Here is a 21,175-nt window from a genome sequence, read left to right as displayed (position 1 = left end):
GCTGGACTAAGAAGGAGAACCTTAATTTGATAAATCTATATGGAGCAACGTATGACAGAATACAACTACTTCGCCATGTTGGAGATGTGTCGCAAATCGCCCACGCCAAGACATATCAACTGACGGATGGCAATGAAAAGGGTGTAGAGGCGATTGACTTCCGAACCGGAAGCGGTCTCAATTTTACTGTGCTGCCGAGCCGTGGGTTAGACATCTCTTACGCCGACTATCAAGGTGTTCCACTCTGTTGGCGTTCAAGTACGGGTGATGTCAATCCTGCATATTACGAACCTGAGGGGATCGGTTGGTTGCGCAGTTTCTACGGCGGTCTACTGACAACCTGTGGGATGCGGCAAGTCGGCGTGCCGGGTGAGGATGACGAGGAAGCGTTAGGACTTCACGGTAGAGTTTCCAATATCCCGGCGAAAAACGTTTGGGTTGACAGCCGATGGGAAGGACACCGTTATATGTTGTGGGCGCAAGGCAAGGTTAAAGAGACCGCAGCTTTGGGCGAACATCTCTCCCGCACACGTAGAATCTGGACCGAACTCGGCTCCCATACGTTGCATATTGAGGATATTGTTGAAAACTTGGGATACCAAGATTCGCCGCACATGTATCTCTTCCATATTAACATTGGGTTTCCGATCCTCACCCAAGACAGCGAACTAATTGCCCCGTCCTCGCAGGTCACACCGCGAGATGAAACGGCGGCTGCAGACTTGAATAACTATAACCTCTGTGAACCCCCAACTGTTGACTTTCAAGAACAGGCTTTCTATCACGAAATGGAACCCGACGTTGATAATCACATCCGTGTTGCTCTCGTGAATCGCAGTTTTAACAATGGACAAGGTATCGGTGTATCGGTACGTTATCATAAAACACAATTTCCAAACTTCGTTCAGTGGAAAATGTGTGGTGAAGGCACCTATGTTATGGGCTTAGAACCCTCAAACTGTGGGGTAGAAGGTCGAGCAAAGGAGCGCGAACGCGGGACCCTACAGTATATTGAACCCGGTGGACGGAGACACTATGAAGTCGAAATCGGCGTGCTAACTTCCAACGAAGAAATTGATGAGTTCCAAGAGAAAATCGCAAAAACTCAAAATTAACGCTACTCATTTTCAATGGAAACGACAATGTAAAAGGAAAAATCAATGAAAAACTATTTGCCCTTACACATAATAGCATTGCTATTACTGACAACGTTCGCGTTCATCGGTTGTAGCGCGAAAGAGACGGCACCGCCGGACACCGCGGAGATACCTTTGACCCAGGAACCTGTGGAGACAGAGGAATCGCTCTCTCCTGAGGCGGAGATGACAGAGAAACCGCAAGCCCCTGAAGCTGATGCGGATGACGAATCACATTCTCCTGAAGCAGAGATGGCAGAGAAACCGCAGGCACCGGAACAAGAAACACTGCAAGAAACTGAACCTGAAGAGACAATGCCAACAGTGGAGATTCCAAGTGACAGTGTCCTGCATCTGATCCCGGAGTCCACTTTAGGAGTCATTTATTGTCCCAGCCTGACTGAATTGGATAATCGGATTAACATGTTAGCAACCGACTTGCTGCCCACGGCGGAGCCACCAGAGGTCCTCGCCGGAATTTTGGCGGACGTTTTCGGTGCTGGATTTGAAAATCTTGCTGAATTAGAGCAAATTGGGTTGGATCTGAACCAAGACTTTGCAATCTTCATGACTTCTTTAAAACCGCCGGATCTCTCTGCAACCGTACATCTCACGGATCCTGCTGCCATGAAGCAGGTGATTGATGCAGAGAGCGAAGGAACCGCGCCCATAAAATATAACGGTGTAACCTATTGGAATGCAGCCGGTGGCGGCGGGAGTTTCGCTATCATAGATAATGTCCTCGTTTTTACCCGATCCCCTGATGTCTGTGAAAGCGTGATTGATGCCTATAAGAAAACAAATCCCTCTATTACAACCAAGCCAAATTACAATTCATTCCTCACCGATGTTGCCGAAGGGGGCGCGCAACTCGCGATCCATTTTGATCTTGAATCAGTTATACCGGGTGTAACGGCTTCGCTTAACGCAGGATTGGAATCCGCGATAGATGATCTGGAGAGCGATCCTTCTGTAATGGCAGCCATCCCATTTTTTAACCTCATGTTCGACGCTGCTATAGATGTACTGAGCCAATTACAATCTCTAAGCGCGACGCTTGAAGTGGAAGGCACTGATGTGCAAATCGATCAGCTCCTGAAATTCAAAACGGGTAGTAAGATTCAAAACACACTCAAAGAGATGGATCCTCACCAATTAGCACTTCTTGACAGGCTTCCAAAGCAAGCCTTTGTGAATGGAGGGTTTCAAAGTAACCCCGAATTCCTGGCTGAAATGGGGATATTCTGGTTACGAATGCTCGCAGCAGATGCCGCTGAACAGTCGGAGTTACTCAAGACGGTTATTGAACAAATTGAGGGCTTTTACGATGCTCTCGCCGACGAATGGGCTTTTACCATGAATTATAGCGATAGTCTCCTTCCGGATTATCTGATTATCTACGAACTGAAGAATGAACAGCAGGCGAGAACCTATATGGAAAAGACTTTCCTTGAACAACTCCAAAATACAGTGAAACTTATACAAGACACAGTCGGCGATATGCCGCAATTGAATATGTATGACGGTGCGCATTTGGATACACCGATGACGCATAACGGCATTGAGATTAAGACGTTCGTCTTCCCTAATTTCAACACTGTTTTTGAGGACATACCAGCCCCTACTTCCAGCATGATGCCGCAGGAATGGAAATGGTCCTATGCATTTCATGAGAACCACCTCCTTCTTGCCATCGGAGGACCTGAACTCATTAAGACAGCATTGGATCGGCAGACGGGTGAGACACTGGCTGAAAATCTAAGTTATCAGAAACTCATTGGAATGTTGGGTACTGACAATAACCTACTTTTAGCAGTTTCGCCAATGACTGCTGCTAAAAGTTTCTTACCCATCCTGGCGAAAGCGGATCCCGATGCTGCTGCGCCGATGCAAATGTTGTCCGGAATGCTTATGAATATGCCCGAGACTTATAGTATTGGGTTTTCTGCTAAAGCCGAGGCGCATGGCATTGACACCAAACTCTTACTCACTCTTGGCGACTTTAAGCAACTCATCCAAATGATGGCAATGGTAATGCAGAGCACTGGACAGATGCAGTAAGTCCCTTTCTAACTCGCCACAAAGTTTGTGGCGAATTTTTTATTGCATTTTTTTTCTTTAATGCTATTATCAGTATAATGTGGGCAATTCATCAAGCTGACAACTTAGAATATCACAGTGGATAGATTATGTTGTCAACCAATTGAACAAAAGGATTTCGTGCCTTAGGGCATGGGAGGTTATGAAAGTGTTTACGAACAACTATAAATATCGGCATTCAATCTGCTTCAGCATTATGTTCTTACTAATTTTCTCCTTATTCGTGAATGCTGATACTACTGAAGAGACAGCAGAAGTTGCTGAGGTGTTGGAACCGAAAAAAAGTCCTATAAAAATTGGCGGCGCAATGCGCGTTAATTACGCCTACGGTGCCTATGGTGATGAAGAAAATCCTCACCCCCGCGGTGAGAAAATCGGTGATGTGGATCTCGAAATATTCCGACTCAATGCTGATTTGGACTATAATAACATCACTGGCCGGCTTGAATACCGATGGTATGATGGTTACAGCATGATACACACCGGATGGCTGGGGTATAACCTGGGCAATGCAGGAACAGTGAAAGCAGGCGTTGTGCGGGTCCCTTTCGGTCCGACAGCCTACGGGATTTCTACGAGTTGGTTTTTTGACCAGCATTTTTATGTAGGGCTCGCCGACGACATGGATTTAGGCATCACGTGGAGTGATACCTTTGATAAACTAACACTTGATGTCGGTTACTTTTTGATGCCCGAACCTCAACTGGTATCGTATGGCAGTTTAGCGAGTTCACGATACAGTTATGATATCGTGAAGTGGGAGGAAAACGCCGATGCAAAGGGGACTGTCGAATGGGGCGCGGGTGAAAATGGATTCGATGAGCAACATCAAGTCAACCTCCGCGCAATCTACGCAATGGAGAATATAGGAGATTTCGGTGTCTCCCTCCAATACGGGTTGTTGAGTGGAACAAATGTCGGGGATGACGATAGTGGAAACCATTATGCACTCTCCGCACATGCGAAAAACACGTTCGCCGATTTTACCCTCTTTTCGCAATTTTCTTATTACGCGCATAATATTGCCGATGAAACGCCTTGGGGCACCGGGGACCTGATTCCGATGGGGGCTTACAATTTCGCCTGGCCCATCGCTGCTAAAGGGTTGATACCTGGACTCTCACTTCGGTACGGCGGGATAGATACTTCGGGTATCTCATGGATTGATAGTGTCACACCTTATGCGGAATGGAGCACTATCCTCAAAACCGTAGATGACTATAACGCCAGTACCCTTGTGACACTCGGTGCAAGCTGGACGATCTTAGGCGCGCTCTATGTGTATAGTGATCTCGCACTTTCTGATGGTAACTTCTTCGTTGGGAACGTGGGAGATGACTACGGAAATATCCTTACAGGGGTTAATCACGTGGGTGCCAACGGAAATAATAGTTGGCATTGGCGACTTAATTTCAACTTTGGTTATTATTTCTAATCGGCTACGACGCTACTTTCCACTGTAGGTGTGCTGTTTCAGCGCACTTTACACCGTGCGCGGTTGAAAACCGCCAAATCAACTCTAATAATAAGGAGAATTTGAAAATGCACGAAGATGGACAACAATTCCAGAGCAACACCAAGCTATTTGGGCTAACCCCGGTATTTCTCGTTTCCGCAATCACCATCGTCATTTTTGTCCTCGGGTCCCTCATATTCCGAGAAGGAGCAACAAGCCTTTTCGGAGCGACTCGCACATGGCTCACGACAAACTTTGATTGGTGGTTCATGGACATCGTCAACCTGCTTGTGATATTCTGTCTATTCCTGGTTGTGTCCCCGCTCGGCAAGGTGCGTATCGGTGGGCGCGAGGCTGTCCCCGAATACTCTAATCTCACATGGTTCGCCATGCTCTTCGCAGCCGGTATTGGTATCGGTCTCCTATTCTTCGGGGTCTTGGAGCCTGTTCAACACTTTATGAGCCCACCGCTCGGAGGTGAAGCGAAAACCGACGCTGCGCTCGGTATCGCTGCGACGACCTTTCACTGGGGCGTACACGGTTGGGCAGTCTACGGAATCGTCGGACTTGCCCTGGCATTTTTCGCCTACAACCGGGGGTTGCCATTGACTATCCGGTCGGCGTTCTACCCCCTCCTCGGGGATCGGATATGGGGTTGGCCGGGACATGTCATAGACACACTCGCTGTTTTCGCAAGTTTGTTCGGTCTCGCAACCTCGCTCGGCTTAGGTGCACAGCAGGTGACCGCTGGCCTCAACTACCTCTTTGAAATTCCTGCGACCAACACCACCATGGTCGTGCTGATAGTCGTCATAACTGGCGGTGCACTCGTCTCCGTGTTGACAGGGTTGGATGTCGGCATCAAACGCCTCAGCCAGTTCAACGTGATCCTCGCGTTTTTTCTTCTGCTCTTCGTCCTTCTTGTTGGTCCGAAAATCGCCATCCTCAAAGGTATATTCACCGGCCTCACTGAATATATTTCCAAGGTAAGACCGCTCAGCAATTGGCTCGGCCGCGAAGACACGGGATTTCTGCACGGTTGGACAACGTTCTATTGGGCGTGGTGGATCGCCTGGGCACCCTTTGTAGGCACCTTCATCGCCCGAATTTCAAAGGGACGGACGGTTCGCGAGTTCGTCATCGGTGTGCTGCTCCTACCAACACTGTTATGCTTAGTGTGGTTCAGTGTCTTTGGCGGCACTGCTATTGATCAGTTCACGAGCGATGGCTACACGGGTGTGACGGAAACTGTTGAAGCGTATAAACCGGAACTCTCATTGTTCAAAATGCTTGACCGATTGCCAATGACAACCTTAGTGTCTTCTATCGCGATGCTGTTGACAATCATCTTCTTTGTTACTTCGTCCGATTCTGGTTCTCTCGTCATTGATACCATTACGGCGGGTGGTAAGTTTGACGCACCTGTCTCTCACCGAGTGTTCTGGTGCTCGGCGGAGGGTGCTGTTGCCATCGTGCTGTTACTTGGTGGAGGTCTGAGCTCGTTGCAGGCAGCCTCCCTCGTGACAGGCTTTCCGTTCGCTATTGTCTTATTGGGCATGGCAGCTTGTGTGTGGATGGGACTCCGTGACGAAGTGCGACAGTCTGAATAGCAATTGACTGTTCGCAGCGGGCAGTCGGAAGAAGGGCATCGGTAGTCGGTTCAGAGGTTTTGATTCAGTCAAATATCTCTGAGCCAACTGCCGACAGCCGAAAGCCAATAGATATGAACACAGCAGAACTTGAATTTGAAAGACCATTCATCGAATTGGAACGGCACCTCACACAATTGGAAGTCTTCGCAGAAACACATCCTGAGTTAGACCTGAAAGAGGGGATGGATGCGCTAAAGCAGAATGCGGATACGCTTACAAAGCGAACGTTCCAAAAATTGAGCCGATGGGATAAAGTGCGCTTGGCGCGCCATGCACAACGCCCGCAAGCTCCTTTCTATATCGACGCACTTCTTGATGAACCTACCGAACTTCATAGCGATAAATTATACGGCGACGACCGCGCCCTCATCGGCGGATTGGCATGGTTCGATGGACAACCGCTTGTTTATCTTGCACAGCAGAAGGGGACGAACCTTGAAGAGCGCCAGGAGATGAATTTCGGTTACACACACCCGGAAGGCTATCGCAAGGCGAGACGGTTAATGCAGCTGGCGAATAAGTTCAACCGGCCCTTACTCTGTTTTGTGGATACACCGGGAGCACACTTTGATCTCCGTTCCGAGGAATACGGGCAAGCAATGGCGATCGCTGAAAATCTCGCTGAGATGATGGCACTGCGCGTTCCGATTCTCGTCGTTATTATCGGTGAAGGTGGCAGTGGTGGTGCGCTCGCAATTGCGGTCGGCAATCGCGTATTGATGATGGAGTACGCCGTCTACTGTGTCGCGCCCCCTGAAGCCTGTAGCGGTATCGTATGGAAAGACAAAGGTGAACGCGCACCAGAAGCGACCGAGGGCTATAAACCGACTGCCCCGGATCTGCTCAAGTTAGGTATCATTGACCAAGTTATCCGTGAACCCCTCGGTGGGGCACACAGGGATCCCGAAGCCGCGGCGCGCAGCGTTAGGCGCGCTATACGTAGGCATCTCACCGAATTGATGCAGATGACACCCCAACAACTCATCCAACAGAGACATGAACGTTATCGCCACATCGGGCTTTATGGCGAAGATTCTGCTTGAGGAATGAATGCAAGCGACATGAAGATCCGAACAATTACGACAGGCATTCCGCTCCCTTTTGCGCCGTATCAACTCGAGCGCGCTGCGAAGTTTAACGCCGCCGCCCAAACCTATTTTGAAGCGAACGGTTACGAGGTACAAACAACACGTGTCAGTTCCCAAATCTGGGATGAGGCGCGGGATATAGATGCAATTCTTAGATTAGATATCCAAGCCCAAGCGTTCGGAATTGACTTCCTTAACTTGGGGACAATCCTGCCCGGAAAACGATCCACAAAAACGCATCTTGACCATGTTGCCGATGTGATTATCCAAAGTGAGGTCCTCTTTGCGACTGTTACCCTCACAACACAATCCGGAGATGTCGCATCGGAGATCACTGAAAGCACAGCAGACATCATTCAACAGATAGCACACCAAACCAACGCTGGCTACGGGAACCTCCGCTTTGCAGCGTTGATGAACTGCCCACCGAATACCCCCTTCTTTCCAGCAGCATATTGGCAAGACACTCGAACGAACTTCGGCATCGGATGGCAGGCGGCGGATTTAGTCAATCAAGCGTTCACGGGTGCCCAAAATTTAGAGACGGCACTGCAAAGCCTGAAAATTCTAATGGAAATGGAAGGTCAAAAAATCGTCGCGCTCGCAGAAACGCTTGCACAGGAGTGGGGCATAAAGTTTGTCGGTATAGATGTTTCCCCTGCCCCGATGGGTGATGAAAGCATCGCTTATGCAATGGAGCAACAACTCCGTGGTTATTTCGGTGAACGCGGTACGCTAACGGTCGCTGCTGGTTTGACACGGACACTCCGATCCCTCGACCTACCTCTCTGCGGTTATTCTGGGTTAATGCTCCCCGTCCTTGAAGATGTCGGATTGGGAGCGCGCAGCGAATCAGGCTATTTTAACCTCGACAGTCTCCTCCTCTATTCTACTGTTTGCGGCACGGGATTGGATACAATTCCTATACCCGGGGACGCTTCAAACGCTCAGCTTGCCGCCATCCTCACTGATGTTGCGACCCTCTCTATTCAACTCGCTAAGCCTTTATCCGTTCGTCTTTTTCCGGTTCCGGGACGTAAGGCGGGTGACATGACCCACTTCCAGTCTCCATATCTGACAAATACGAAAGTAATGCAAATATAGCGGTAAATCCGCTGTTCTGATTTTTTCGTTGCCAATTGTAACAGCTTTTGATAAGATGATGCGAACAGAAATCCCTCAAGACTTTTTATTTCGCACGGTATAATCGGTAAAAGGAACAACTATGTCTGACAAACCCCATGTGCTTTTAATTTCAACAGACCATTGGCCCAACTCGCTGTTGGGTGTCAGTGGACACCCCGCTATCCAAACACCGACGTTGGACACGCTCGCTCGCGCTGGCACGCGTTTTACACGTGGGTACAGCGAATGTCCTGTCTGTGTTCCAGCGCGAAAGACGTTAATGACGGGAACAACGCCGCGGACCCACAAAGATCGGGTCTTTAACGATCAACAAGGGCTAAATGGACTCCCGACTATTGCCCAAACCTTTCGGGATGCCGGGTATCAGGCGTATGCTGTTGGCAAACTCCATGTCTACCCGCAACGCGATCGGATCGGGTTCGACGATGTGATATTGGGTGAGGAGGGTAGACTCCAATACGGTGCAATTGACGATTATGAGTTGTTCCTTGGCGATAGGGGTTATGCCGGTCAGCAATTCGCACACGGTATGTGTAACAACGATTATCTTAACCGACCTTGGCACTTGCCTGAGGATTGCCACGTCACGAACTGGAGTACACGGCAGATGGTGCGGATGATTAAACGCCGCGATCCAACTCGTCCCGGATTCTGGTACCTCTCGTATTGCCATCCACATCCGCCACTGGCACCGCTCCAATGCTACATGGATATGTATCGCGATATTGACGTAGACATGCCCTATTACGGCGACTGGGCGAAGCAGACTGAGGGGCTGCCCTTACCCATAAAAGGACGGCAGAAACAGGACGAACACTTTACAGAAGATCAGATCCGTTCGGCACGCCAAGCGTTTTATGCCCTCTGTACGCATATTGACCATCAGCTTCGTGTTGTTATCGGGACTTTGCGAGAAGAAGGTCTGTTGAACAACACGATTTTGCTCTTCACGTCCGACCACGGCGATATGCTCGGAAATCATCGGATGTGGGCAAAACGGCTCTACTATGAAGACTCCGCTAACGTTCCCATGATTCTCGTCGGCACCGCGGGCGATGAACGCGTCGGACACCACAGAGTGGACGATCGGCTCGTTGGATGGCAGGATGTCATGCCAACCTTACTCCACTTAGCAGGCATCGACATTCCAGATACGGTTGAAGGCATACCGATGGTAGGCGATCAAAAACGCGAGTGGTTGTACGGTGAGATTGGTGTAGGCGGGAGTGCGACTCGGATGGTCCATGAAGGACGCTTTAAGCTTATCTATTATGCCACTGGGAACTACCGACAACTCTTCGATTTGGAAGAAGACCCAAGGGAATTAAACGACCTCGCCAATTCATCAGCGCACGCTGAAGTCCGTGAGCGACTGACAAATCATTTGATTGGCGAACTCTATGGAGACGATGAGAAATGGTTGCAAGATGGCAAACTCGTCGGTTTACCAGATCGGGAGTATCGACCATCTCCTAACCGCGCCTTGTCGGGCCAACGCGGACTTCACTGGCCACCACAGCCATCTACGGGACGCTAAGTCGCCTCTCCAAAAGCGGTAGGTGCGGTTTCCAACCGCACCGTTCAACTCCCTCTAAGCTATTCGCGTAACTCCATAATTCTGACAATCAACGCTTACATTTCCGAATTAAAACCGTTGAATTTCTACGCCAAATGTAGTATTATTTTAACGAAGTTAGTTCATCATTTGTAGCTCTTTGTAGCGCAAACTGTTAGTTTGCGTGCCTCCTAACACAATACAATATACCGCCAATTGTGAGCAAGAGTGGTGATTAGCGTATGTTGCTCATTATAATATCTCCTATAAACAGGATTCTCTGAAAAAGATGGCTAAAAAGAAATCAGACACAAATTCCAATAAAAACGGCGCAACCCTCGGCTTTGAAGCAACCTTATATCAAGCAGCCGACAAACTCCGAAACAACATGGATGCTGCCGAATACAAACACGTCGTGTTAGGGTTGATCTTCCTCAAGTACATCTCCGATACTTTTGAGGAGAAACACAATTCTCTGCTCCAAGAATTTGCCAATCCACATAGCGATGACTACATCAAAGAAGAATCTATCCGTTATGAAGTAGTAGAGGACAGAGACGAATACTTAGCCGAAAATATCTTCTATGTCCCTAAGGAGGCGCGCTGGTCATATCTACAAGCAAAAGCTAAGCAACCCGAAATTGGAACGCTGATTGATAACGCAATGCATGCGATTGAACAAGAAAATCTGCGTCTGAAAGGCGTTCTACCGAAAAATTATGCGCGTCCGATGCTTGACAAGCAACGCCTCGGTGAACTCGTTGACCTCATCAGCACAATCGGTTTAGGAGAAGAAGAAAATCGCTCAAAAGACATATTAGGCAGAGTCTATGAATACTTCCTTTCGCAATTCGCCAGTGCTGAAGGGAAGAGAGGCGGACAGTTCTACACCCCGCGCTGTGTTGTGCAGCTCCTCGTTGAGATGCTCGCGCCGTACAAAGGACGGGTTTACGATCCATGCTGTGGCTCAGGCGGGATGTTTGTCCAGAGCGAAGCATTCGTCGAAGCACATGGTGGACAACGCGACGACATCTCCATTTTCGGGCAAGAATCAAACCCAACCACACGCCAATTGGCGTTGATGAATCTCGCGATTCGAGGCATTGAGGCGAATTTCGGTCAGGAACACGCCGATAGTTTTCACAACGATCTGCATCCAGACCTAAAAGCCGACTATATCCTCGCCAATCCTCCGTTTAATAGCAGCGATTGGGGTGGATCCCGATTGCGTGAAGACAGGCGTTGGGCTTACGGTGCGCCACCACCTGGCAACGCCAACTTTGCTTGGGTGCAGCATTTTATCTCTCACCTCGCCCCAAACGGCATTGCTGGCTTTGTATTAGCAAACGGTTCGATGAGTAGCAATACCTCAACCGAAGGTGAAATCCGCAAGAAAATTATTGAAGCCGATTTAGTAGACTGCATGGTGGCATTGCCGGGGCAACTTTTCTATTCAACATCAATTCCCGTTTGTCTCTGGTTTATCGCGAGAAATAAAGAAAATCATCGCTTTCGTAAGCGAACCGGCGAAACACTTTTCATAGATGCCCGCAGGTTGGGGAGGATGATAGACCGCGTACACCGCGAGCTAACGCATTCGGAAATGACGCGAATTGCCGAAACCTATCACGCATGGCGCGGCGATGAGGGCGCGGGTGAATATGCCGATGTACCCGGATTCTGTAAAAGCACAACGCTTGCAGAAGTCGAAGAAAATGGTAACGTCCTAACGCCTGGACGTTACGTCGGTGCAGAAGTGCAAGAGGAAGACAGCGAACCGTTTGAAGACACAATGGCACATTTGACCAAGAAATTAACCGATCAGATGGCAGAAGCGAGGCGATTGGATAAGGCTATTGCTAAGAATCTGGAGATATTCGGATTCGGAGAGGATTCATGAATTTCAGCGATGCAGAAATCAAACGTCAAATGCGCTTAGGTGAAGACAGTCACTGGGAATTCAAAGAAATCGTGTTCGCAGGAGATATTCCAAAGAGTCCTCGTCGTGACGATCTTGCAGATGAGATCGCTGCCTTTGCCAATACCGATGGCGGCGTGCTACTCTGCGGTGTAACCGATGCCAGCGATGTTCAAGGCATGTCGCGCGAGCAGATGGATGCGATCGAACGTGTCTTGACTGAAATTTGCATGGACAGGATTAAACCCTCAATTCGTCCCACTATTCTTCGCAGAGAAATAGAGGAAGGAAAGCCATTCTTGCTGGTTCAGATTCCACGCGGTGATGCCCAATACGATAGTCCTGGCGGCAGTTACCATCGAGTTGGTAGCTCAAAACGCAAGATGACAAGTGATGAGCGATTGCGGCTAGCACAGCAGCGTGGGCAGGCACGTTTCCTCTGGTTTGACAAACAGCCAGTTCCAGAGACCGGCTTCGGATCTTTAGATGAGTCTCTCTGGAAACCATTGCTAAGTACTGAGGGTGCCGCTGCTCCTGAATTGGCGTTGGAGAAAATGGGACTTCTGACCAGCGACGAAAACGGGACAACGCGTGCTACTGTGGCTGGGGTCCTGTTGTGCTGTCGTTTTCCAGAGGAGTGGTTACCTAATGCCTGTATCTCCGCAACCTGTTACCGTGGTAAGGACCGCGCGTCAGGCCAGATAGATGCCCAGATAATTACAGGTCCTCTGAACCAACAAATTATTGAAGCGATTACCTTTGCTGTTCGTAACATGCGCGTCGGCGCCTACAAAAACCCAGCGCGCACCAACCTGCCCCAATATAGTGAAAGGGCACTTTTTGAAGCAATTGTTAACGCCGTTGTCCACCGCGACTATGCGATTCACAATAGTAGGATTCGCCTTTCAATGTTCGCTGACCGTATAGAAATAAACTCCCCTGGAGGTTTACCAAACAACCTCACGATTGATAGTATGGATGTCCGACAATCAACGCGAAACGAAGCCCTTGCCTCAATGCTCGGACGGATACCTGTTGGAGATATCCATGGCTCCGGTGAGCGGCAATTCTTCATGGAACGGCGGGGCGATGGAGTACCAACGATTTTTCGTGAAACAGAGGCTTTGAGCGGAAAGAAGCCGAAGTATAATCTCATTGACAATTCAGATCTTTTTCTCACAATCCCTGCAGCCGATACAGTTCTTACACCTGCAACCGCTGGTATTCTTGCTCACTACGATGGGAATCCGCTGCTTGGAGTTGAATTATTAGTGCTATTTCCGAATAAGACCTGGAAACGTGCAACTACTGATGAGAGTGGCGAGGCAGAAATCGATCTGCATACGACTCACCTCCCGATGACGGTATACGCAGCCGCTCCCGGATTTGCTGCACGCCTCGTACACGATTGGATACCAGCGGAGAGAGGACTGACCCTTGAAATGCAAAGCCTTCCAGAGAGTGGATCGGTAATCTTTCCAGAAGCAACAGGGAACATTCCAGGCTTGTCCGGGCGTTTGAATCCTATTCGTGATACAAGCGACCGGACCTATCTCTACGCCTCCAATATCGCTATAAATGAAGGACAGCAGCAACCGGTTACTTTCGTCCCGGGGGAAGATTTACGCCTCACCGATGCTGATGGAAAGGAAATGTTGGTGCGAATCGTTTCAATCATTGGTAGGTCGGTGTTGATAGAGTATCGTCCTTATGACAAAGGAGAAGCAAAATGACAGTAAAAGAATTAGTAGAATTTCTCGAAAAATATCCTGATGATTTACGCGTCGTTGTCAACGGCTATGAGGATGGCTATGACGACATCTCACCAAATCGGATTTTCACCAGAAAAATAGAGTTGAACGCTGGAAAACATGACTGGGAAGGCGAACACGGTGATCCGCCCTATGAGAGTGAAGAAACAGCTGATGATACCAAAATTGTAGAGGCTTTGGTTTTCCACCGCGCTCCGTATTATTAAAATTGAAAAGGATCAAGTATGAAAAGTGAGCGAGTTACAACCAACCTTGGCAGCTTGTTATCCCTCTCCAATGGTAAATCCAGTCCTGAACGCTCCAGCAACTTACCATACCCTGTTTATGGTGGTAATGGGATTATAGGATTCTCCAATGAGGCGAATTCCAGCCCTGGTACTATTATTATCGGGCGTGTTGGTAGTTATTGCGGATCTGTACATTTTAGTAATAGTTCTTGTTGGGTGACCGATAACGCTATTAGGGCTAAGGCAATGAACGGAAACGATCCAAGATTTCTTTTTTACATGCTTCATACGCTTCGCTTGAATGATTTTCAGACGGGTTCGGGACAACCGTTGCTTAATCAGACTATTCTTTCGCAGATACCTGCGACTATCCCAGGGCTTTCTGAACAACGCCGTATCGCTCACATCCTCAGCACGCTTGACGACAAAATTGAACTCAACCGACAGATGAATGAGACGTTGGAAGCGACCGCACGAGCAATTTTCAAGTCGTGGTTTGTGGACTTTGATCCCGTAAAGGCAAAGATGGATGGCCGCAGACCCAAATGCATGGATACTGAAACTGCTGCCCTATTCCCATCAGCGTTTCAGGATTCTCCCTTGCGGAGGATTCCGAAGGGATGGCAGGTTGGGACGATTGATGAAGATTTCAATCTTACAATGGGACAATCACCGCCCGGATCCACGTACAACGAGGATGAAAAAGGGGTGCCATTTTATCAAGGAAGCAAAGATTTTGGTTTTAGGTATCCAGCGCGACGCGTCTATTGTACCACACCAAAACGATTTGCTGAAAAAGGTGATACTCTCGTCAGTGTTCGCGCACCTGTGGGAGATATTAATATGGCTTCGGAAAAGTGCAATATAGGTCGTGGCGTGGCAGCGGTCCGACATAAAACAGGGAGCCGATCCTATACCTACTACACTATGCAGTTTTTGCAGGATGTCTTTTCTCGCTACGAAGCAGAGGGAACGGTTTTTGGATCAATCAACAAAACAGATTTCCAAACGCTTGCCCATCTTAGACCACCCAACGAAATTATTGAAGTATTTGAACGTTTGGTTCACCCTTTAGATCAAACTATTGAGAATAACGAAAATGAATCTCGCGCACTTGCCCAAACCCGAGATACACTGTTACCAAAGTTATTGTCCGGTGAAATTCGTATAGACGATGCAAATGAGATATTGGAGGAAAATGATGGCGGAAAATCCTAAAGTCTTCATTTCATATTCTCACGATTCTCCAGAGCACAAACGGTGGGTATCCGAACTCGCTGCACGACTTCGTCACAACGGAATTGATGCAATACTCGACCAGTGGGACCTTGGATTAGGTGATGATATAACACGATTCATGGAACGTGGCATTGTGGATGCTGATAGAGTGCTGGTTATATGCACAGGCAAATACGTAAACAAAGCAAACGCTGGCGAAGGTGGTGTTGGCTACGAGCGAATGATTGTAAACGCCGAACTTGTTCAGAATTTAGGGACAGACAAATTTATTCCTATCATTCGTCAGGCATCAGGAAAGGAAAAAACACCAACATTTTTAGGAACACGCGTTTATGCTGACTTTACAAGGGACAGTCAATTCGACGCGGAATGTGAAAAATTAATTCGTGAGCTCCACGAAATGCCAATTATAGAAAAACCTCCTTTGGGAAAAAGTCCGTTCCCTCCTGTAGAATCTGACACGCAACTCACTGAAATATCGGACGAGGTTAAATCTCCATCGTTAGTTTACACAACAGCGTCTAAACTCGTACGTACAGGGGATACACTTGGATGGAGGCAACTTGTCAAACAAGTTCGACCAAACGTATTCAAATCCTTAATCCAATGGCGGCAAGATGAATTAGATGGACAAGAACCTAAAAGCGAAGAATCTTTTCAAGCTGTGGATAAAGCAGTTGAAATTATTTCACCTCTAATGGTTGTCGCATTAGCCGGAGTTGAATCGGGTAGGGAGGAATTTAGAAATCAAAAATCTTTTCTTGATGATTTGTTAAACATTGCCGGATGGAGTCCGGTCGGGGACACAGTTTCGGTCCACATCCCTGAAGCCTTGGGATATGTTTACCACAGTCTTCACGGGGGGCTCAGTCTAAGTACAAATCAGATAGACCTTGCCCTTGGTCTCGCATCGGTTAAAATTCCTGATAGATATAATAGAAAAGAACTCATTCATGCTTGGAAGATGCCTGAGTTTGTGGGATGGGCAGACTCCTTTGGACCAGATTGCACAAAAGGGTGGGAATATTTAGCCAATGCGTATGAAAGATGCCAGTGGCTATCTCTCATATTTGAAGATAACGTAGAATATCAAAGTTCATTAGTGGCATATTACATGCTACTGAATATCCATGAATTAGCAATATTAATCGCTTCAAACTGGCAGGATAGGTTAATAAACAGAAGTTACAGTAGTACATTTGACTTTGATGTCCCCCTGACTTTTATGACTGAAGATCAGGATATATATAGACGAGCAAAAACTCTTTTACTTCGTGATCCAGATTCAGTGTCGGAGTTATGGACGAAATTAAATGTGACACATGAACAAATGCAGAATTTATGGAGAAATTGGGTTCACTTATTTAAAAGTTGGTTGGGTAATGTCTATAGATCCTCATCTGTCAACGTTAATAGGCAAATTTATAGTAGCAACATTATTGATCATCAGGATTTCTTGGAGATATTGTAAACTTCTTGGACAATACTGAAATAGTGGAGATGAAAATGGCTGGAAATCCTAAAGTGTTCATTTCATATTCTCACGATTCTCCAGTACACATGCGATGGATATCTGAACTTGCTGCAAAACTCCGAAAAAATGAAGTTCAGCTAATATTCGATCAGTGGCATCTTAGTTCGGATAACAACCAAAAACAATTCATGGAATTTGGTGTTAAGAATTCCGATTGGATTCTGGTTATTTGCACAGATAGTTACGTGAGCAAGGCAAATGATGGTGAAGATAGCATTGGATACGAATCGATGATTATAACCCAAAAACTTGTTGAAGATTTGGGAACTAACAAATTTATTCCCATAATTCGCCAGACGGAATGGGAAGATAAAACACCAGAATTTTTGAAAGAACGAGCTTATATTGATTTTACGGCCGACGACCAATTTGAGGAGAAATTTGAGGAGCTGCTGTATAAACGGCTCTTGCTACCCCCTCTACAAAAACCATTGATCCCATACATTGAGTCCCTGCATATAAAAAACTACCGGGGACTACAGGATATAGAATTGAAACAACTCAAACCGCTGTCTGTTTTTTTAGGTCCAAATGGCAGTGGAAAATCAACACTATTTGATGTATTTGCGTTCCTTGCTGAATGTTTCACGGATGGGCTGCGCCGTGCTTTGGACAAAAGAGAAGGTTTCAAGGAACTGAGGACACGCGGCTGTGATGGCCCGATTGCATTTGAGTTGAAATATCGAGAAGAACCCGGAACACCGGTTATCACTTATCATCTTTCCATCAATGAAAATGCGGAAGGTCCTTTTGTTGAAACCGAATGGCTGCAGTGGCGGCGCGGAAGTCGAGGAAAACATGTGCGTTTCCTCAATTTTCATTACGGAAAGGGTAGCGTAATCCCTGGGGAAACACCGGATAAAACGGATGAACCTATCGATGAGCACCTGGATGATCTGACAACGATCGCAGCAAGTATGTTTGGTCAATCCACACATCACCCACGCGTTAGTGCCTTTCGACGTTTTATTACAGATTGGTATCTCTCCGACCTTTCTGCCGATGCCGCGCGCCAAGCAACCAACGATGGACCGCAAAAGCGATTGTCCGCAACAGGCGACAACTTGCCCAATGTTATCCAGTATCTGCAGGAAAGATACCCAGAACGTTTGGAAAAAATTATCGCTTCTCTATCAAATCAGGTGCCTCGCTTAGAAAAAGTTGACACGGAATTGAGGATGAGTGGTCGCCGCCAGCTAAAGATTAAAGATGCCCCATTTGACCAACCCATCTTGGCAAAGTTCGCCTCCGATGGCACGTTGAAGCTGCTATCTTATTTAACATTGTTTCATAGCCCACAACCGCCGCAATTAATCGGTATTGAGGAACCTGAGAACTACCTACACCCACGCTTGTTGACCGGTTTGGTCGGGGAGTTTCTTGAGGTGTTAATGTTCTCTCAACTCATAATTACCACGCACTCACCGCGGCTCGTCAATGAACTTCGCGCTGAGGAAGTGTGGGTACTGTATCGGGATGAAGAAGGCTTCACGGTCTGCAAACACGCATCAGAGATGTTAGGAATCAAAGAATTTATGGAAAGTGAGGCGAAGTTGGGAGAACTCTGGATGGAAGGTTACTTTGAATTTGGTGATCCATTGACCAATGCAGGCGGTCCAAAGCGAGGTGGACGTGTATCTTGAATTTCTGTTGGAAGAGCCTTCCGCAGAAGCGGTATTAAGAACTATCTTACCAAAGATTCTTTCAGGCAATATCAGTTACGATTTTTTCGTTTTTAAAGGTAAAGAACATCTGCTTAAGAGTTTACCGGAGCGATTGAAAACCTATCGCCAATGGATATCCGACGATTGGCGAATTATTGTGCTTATTGATGAAGACCGGGAAGACTGTCACGAACTAAAAGCAAAGTTAGAACAAGCAGCACACGAAGCGGGTTTGGTCACGAAATCCAGTGCAGCCCCAAATGAGGATTTTCAAGTCGTCAATCGGTTGGCAATTGAGGAATTAGAGGCATGGTTCTTTGGAGACATTGAGGCTTTGCATACGGCTTATCCAAGAATTCCGAAAACCCTCCAATATCAGAGAAAATATCGAAATCCTGATGCAATTCAGGGTGGGACTTATGAGGCTTTGGAACGTTTGCTGATACGACAAAACTACTTTAGAGAACGGATACCTAAACCTACAGTAGCGCAGAACATTGCACAATACATGGAACCGAGTCGGAACAGATCGAAAAGTTTTCAGGTGTTCGTTGAAGGGCTCAAAGCATGCATCGGAGAAGAATTGTTGGTGTAGGGACATTGGATACTAATATGAATCGCAGCAAGATTTACGAATCAGATATAGAAGAAACCTCTCTCAACTGGCTTGCTGACTTAGGCTATACCGTTTTACACGGTCCCGACATCGCCCCCGACACGCCCGATGCTGAACGTTTCTCTTATAACAAAGTCATCTTGACACATCGTTTACAAGATGCTGTTGCCCACCTCAATCCAAACATACCTCCCAATACACAAGAAGAAGCAATCCGCAAAGTACGAAACCCAGATTCTCACACCTTGGTTCAGAATAACCGCACATTTCATCTGATGTTGATTGAGGGTATAGAAGTTGAATATCGTCAGCCAGACGGCACAGTCCGCGGTGAGCGAGTGCGATTGGTCGATTTTGATACACCTGAAAACAACGATTGGCTTGCGGTGAATCAATTTACAGTGGTGGGAGCAAGCGAACGCCGCCCGGACATCGTACTGTTTATCAACGGACTCCCTTTAGCCGTAATTGAACTTAAGAACCCAACCGATGAAAAAGCCACTGTCTTAACAGCATTTCGTCAAATCCAAACCTACAAACAGGAAATTCCTACCCTATTCACCTACAACGAAGGGATCGTCATTTCTGATGGATCAGAGGCGCGTATCGGATCTTTAACCGCCGATACAGAATGGTTCTTGCCGTGGCGAACAATTGAAGGGGAAGACGAAGCACCATCAACGGAAGTAGAGCTGGAAATATTGATTAAGGGCGCATTTGAGAAACAACGATTTCTGCGTTATCTCAAACATTTCATCGTTTTTGAAGAAACCGAAGGTGGGACAATTGCCAAAAAAATCGCGGGTTATCACCAATTCCATGCCGTCCAAATAGCAGTGGAGACAACACTAAAGGCATCACATATAGAAGGAGACAAGCAGTGCGGTGTGATCTGGCATACACAAGGTTCTGGCAAGAGTTTGACGATGGCTTTTTATGCTGGCAGCATCGTCCAACACCCCCAGATGGAAAATCCAACCCTCGTTGTTATCACTGACACGAACGACTTAGATGACCAACTGTTCGGAACATTCGCTCGATGTCACCAACTTCTACGGCAGACACCGGCGCAAGCCCAAAATAGACGACACTTACGCGAACTCCTGCAAGTTGCCTCTGGTGGTGTGGTCTTTACCACAGTTCAAAAGTTCTTTCCCGAAGGTGAGGAAACCCGTTTTCCACAACTGTCTGATCGCCGAAACATCGTGCTAATCGCTGACGAAGCGCATCGTAGCCAATACGGCTTTATTGACGGATTTGCCCGCCACATGCGCGACGCACTTCCCAACGCCTCTTTTATCGGTTTTACCGGTACACCAATTGAACTAACAGACCGCAACACCCGCGCCGTCTTTGGAAATTACATCAGCATCTACGACATCCAACAGGCAGTTGATGACGGAGCCACTGTTCCAATCTACTACGAAAGTCGCCTCGCCAAAATCGAACTTGACGAGAACGAAAGACCTCGCATCGACCCAGAATTTGAGGAAGTGACGGAAGCAGAGGAGGTAGCACAGAAGGAAAGACTCAAGACCAAATGGGCGCAACTTGAGGCGTTAGTAGGTGCCGCAGAACGACTGGGACTCATCGCCGATGACATAATCGCCCATTTTGAAGAACGGTTGGAGACAATAGAAGGTAAGGGGATGGTTGTCTGTATGAGCCGCCGCATCTGCGTTGACCTCTACAATGCGATTGTCAAACGTCGTCCAGAGTGGCACGACAATGACGACAAGAGTAGCGTAATAAAAATCGTGATGACAGGCTCTGCTTCTGATGATGTATCATGGCAGCCGCATATCCAAAACAAGGCGTGGCGCGAGGCAATGGCAACTCGGTTCAAAAATCCCAACGACCCGTTAAAACTCGTCATTGTCCGCGATATGTGGCTCACCGGATTTGACGCGCCGAGTCTCCACACCATGTATGTAGACAAACCGATGCGTGGACACGGACTGATGCAGGCGATTGCTCGCGTCAATCGTGTATACCGCGACAAACCCGGCGGTTTGATTGTAGGTAGTGTTTACATTGTGTAAGTTATTGACATTTTTGTTAGGTTTTGGTAG

General features: G+C 47.5%; 14 protein-coding genes and 2 pseudogenes. All 16 read left to right on the top strand.

Annotated elements, in window-relative coordinates:
• The first annotated feature begins 26 nt into the window (after positions 1-26).
• The 16 genes and pseudogenes from OXN25_21995 (at position 27) to OXN25_21920 (ending at position 21,124) form a co-directional block, all read left to right on the top strand.
• Complete coding sequence (locus OXN25_21995; protein MDE0427534.1) at positions 27-1,115, top strand: aldose 1-epimerase family protein; 1,089 nt, start codon at positions 27-29, stop codon at positions 1,113-1,115.
• Between the two features lie 45 nt (positions 1,116-1,160).
• Positions 1,161-3,197: a DUF3352 domain-containing protein gene (locus OXN25_21990; GenBank protein ID MDE0427533.1), complete on the top strand. Its 2,037-nt coding sequence runs from the start codon at positions 1,161-1,163 to the stop codon at positions 3,195-3,197.
• A gap of 181 nt (positions 3,198-3,378) precedes the next feature.
• Complete coding sequence (locus OXN25_21985) at positions 3,379-4,671, top strand: hypothetical protein (GenBank protein MDE0427532.1); 1,293 nt, start codon at positions 3,379-3,381, stop codon at positions 4,669-4,671.
• A 107-nt stretch (positions 4,672-4,778) separates the two neighbouring features.
• Positions 4,779-6,302 (top strand): BCCT family transporter, encoded by a 1,524-nt coding sequence (locus OXN25_21980; GenBank protein ID MDE0427531.1) that lies wholly within the window; start codon positions 4,779-4,781, stop codon positions 6,300-6,302.
• Between the two features lie 113 nt (positions 6,303-6,415).
• Positions 6,416-7,387, top strand: coding sequence for an acetyl-CoA carboxylase carboxyltransferase subunit alpha (locus tag OXN25_21975; GenBank protein ID MDE0427530.1), 972 nt, complete (start codon positions 6,416-6,418; stop codon positions 7,385-7,387).
• Between the two features lie 18 nt (positions 7,388-7,405).
• Positions 7,406-8,536 (top strand): DUF711 family protein, encoded by a 1,131-nt coding sequence (locus tag OXN25_21970; GenBank protein ID MDE0427529.1) that lies wholly within the window; start codon positions 7,406-7,408, stop codon positions 8,534-8,536.
• 121 nt (positions 8,537-8,657) lie between these two features.
• Positions 8,658-10,115, top strand: coding sequence for a sulfatase-like hydrolase/transferase (locus tag OXN25_21965; protein MDE0427528.1), 1,458 nt, complete (start codon positions 8,658-8,660; stop codon positions 10,113-10,115).
• A gap of 307 nt (positions 10,116-10,422) precedes the next feature.
• Complete coding sequence (locus OXN25_21960) at positions 10,423-12,033, top strand: class I SAM-dependent DNA methyltransferase (GenBank protein MDE0427527.1); 1,611 nt, start codon at positions 10,423-10,425, stop codon at positions 12,031-12,033.
• Entirely contained in the window at positions 12,030-13,784 is a 1,755-nt protein-coding gene (locus OXN25_21955; protein ID MDE0427526.1) for a putative DNA binding domain-containing protein, read from the top strand. The genes OXN25_21960 and OXN25_21955 overlap by 4 nt, the downstream gene beginning before the upstream one ends.
• The gene (locus OXN25_21950; protein ID MDE0427525.1) at positions 13,781-14,029 is read left to right on the top strand and encodes a hypothetical protein; all 249 of its coding nucleotides are present in this window, start codon (positions 13,781-13,783) and stop codon (positions 14,027-14,029) included. The genes OXN25_21955 and OXN25_21950 overlap by 4 nt, the downstream gene beginning before the upstream one ends.
• 18 nt (positions 14,030-14,047) lie before the next feature.
• Positions 14,048-15,268: a restriction endonuclease subunit S gene (locus OXN25_21945; protein ID MDE0427524.1), complete on the top strand. Its 1,221-nt coding sequence runs from the start codon at positions 14,048-14,050 to the stop codon at positions 15,266-15,268.
• On the top strand, positions 15,249-16,760 hold the full coding sequence (locus OXN25_21940; protein MDE0427523.1) for a toll/interleukin-1 receptor domain-containing protein: 1,512 nt from the start codon (positions 15,249-15,251) through the stop codon (positions 16,758-16,760). Before OXN25_21945 ends, OXN25_21940 begins: the two co-directional genes overlap by 20 nt.
• Before the next feature lie 35 nt (positions 16,761-16,795).
• A pseudogene (locus OXN25_21935) lies at positions 16,796-17,206 on the top strand (toll/interleukin-1 receptor domain-containing protein).
• A gap of 24 nt (positions 17,207-17,230) precedes the next feature.
• Positions 17,231-18,466 (top strand): AAA family ATPase, encoded by a 1,236-nt coding sequence (locus OXN25_21930; protein MDE0427522.1) that lies wholly within the window; start codon positions 17,231-17,233, stop codon positions 18,464-18,466.
• Positions 18,456-19,082, top strand: a complete 627-nt coding sequence (locus OXN25_21925; protein ID MDE0427521.1) for a DUF4276 family protein — start codon at positions 18,456-18,458, stop codon at positions 19,080-19,082. Before OXN25_21930 ends, OXN25_21925 begins: the two co-directional genes overlap by 11 nt.
• Before the next feature lie 17 nt (positions 19,083-19,099).
• Positions 19,100-21,124: pseudogene (locus tag OXN25_21920) on the top strand (type I restriction endonuclease subunit R).
• Positions 21,125-21,175 lie beyond the last annotated feature (51 nt).

Source organism: Candidatus Poribacteria bacterium (genome assembly GCA_028820845.1).
In the GTDB taxonomy this organism is placed as follows: domain Bacteria; phylum Poribacteria; class WGA-4E; order WGA-4E; family WGA-3G; genus WGA-3G.
Note: the sequence above shows the minus strand (reverse complement) of the source record. Positions and strands in the feature narration are given on the sequence as shown.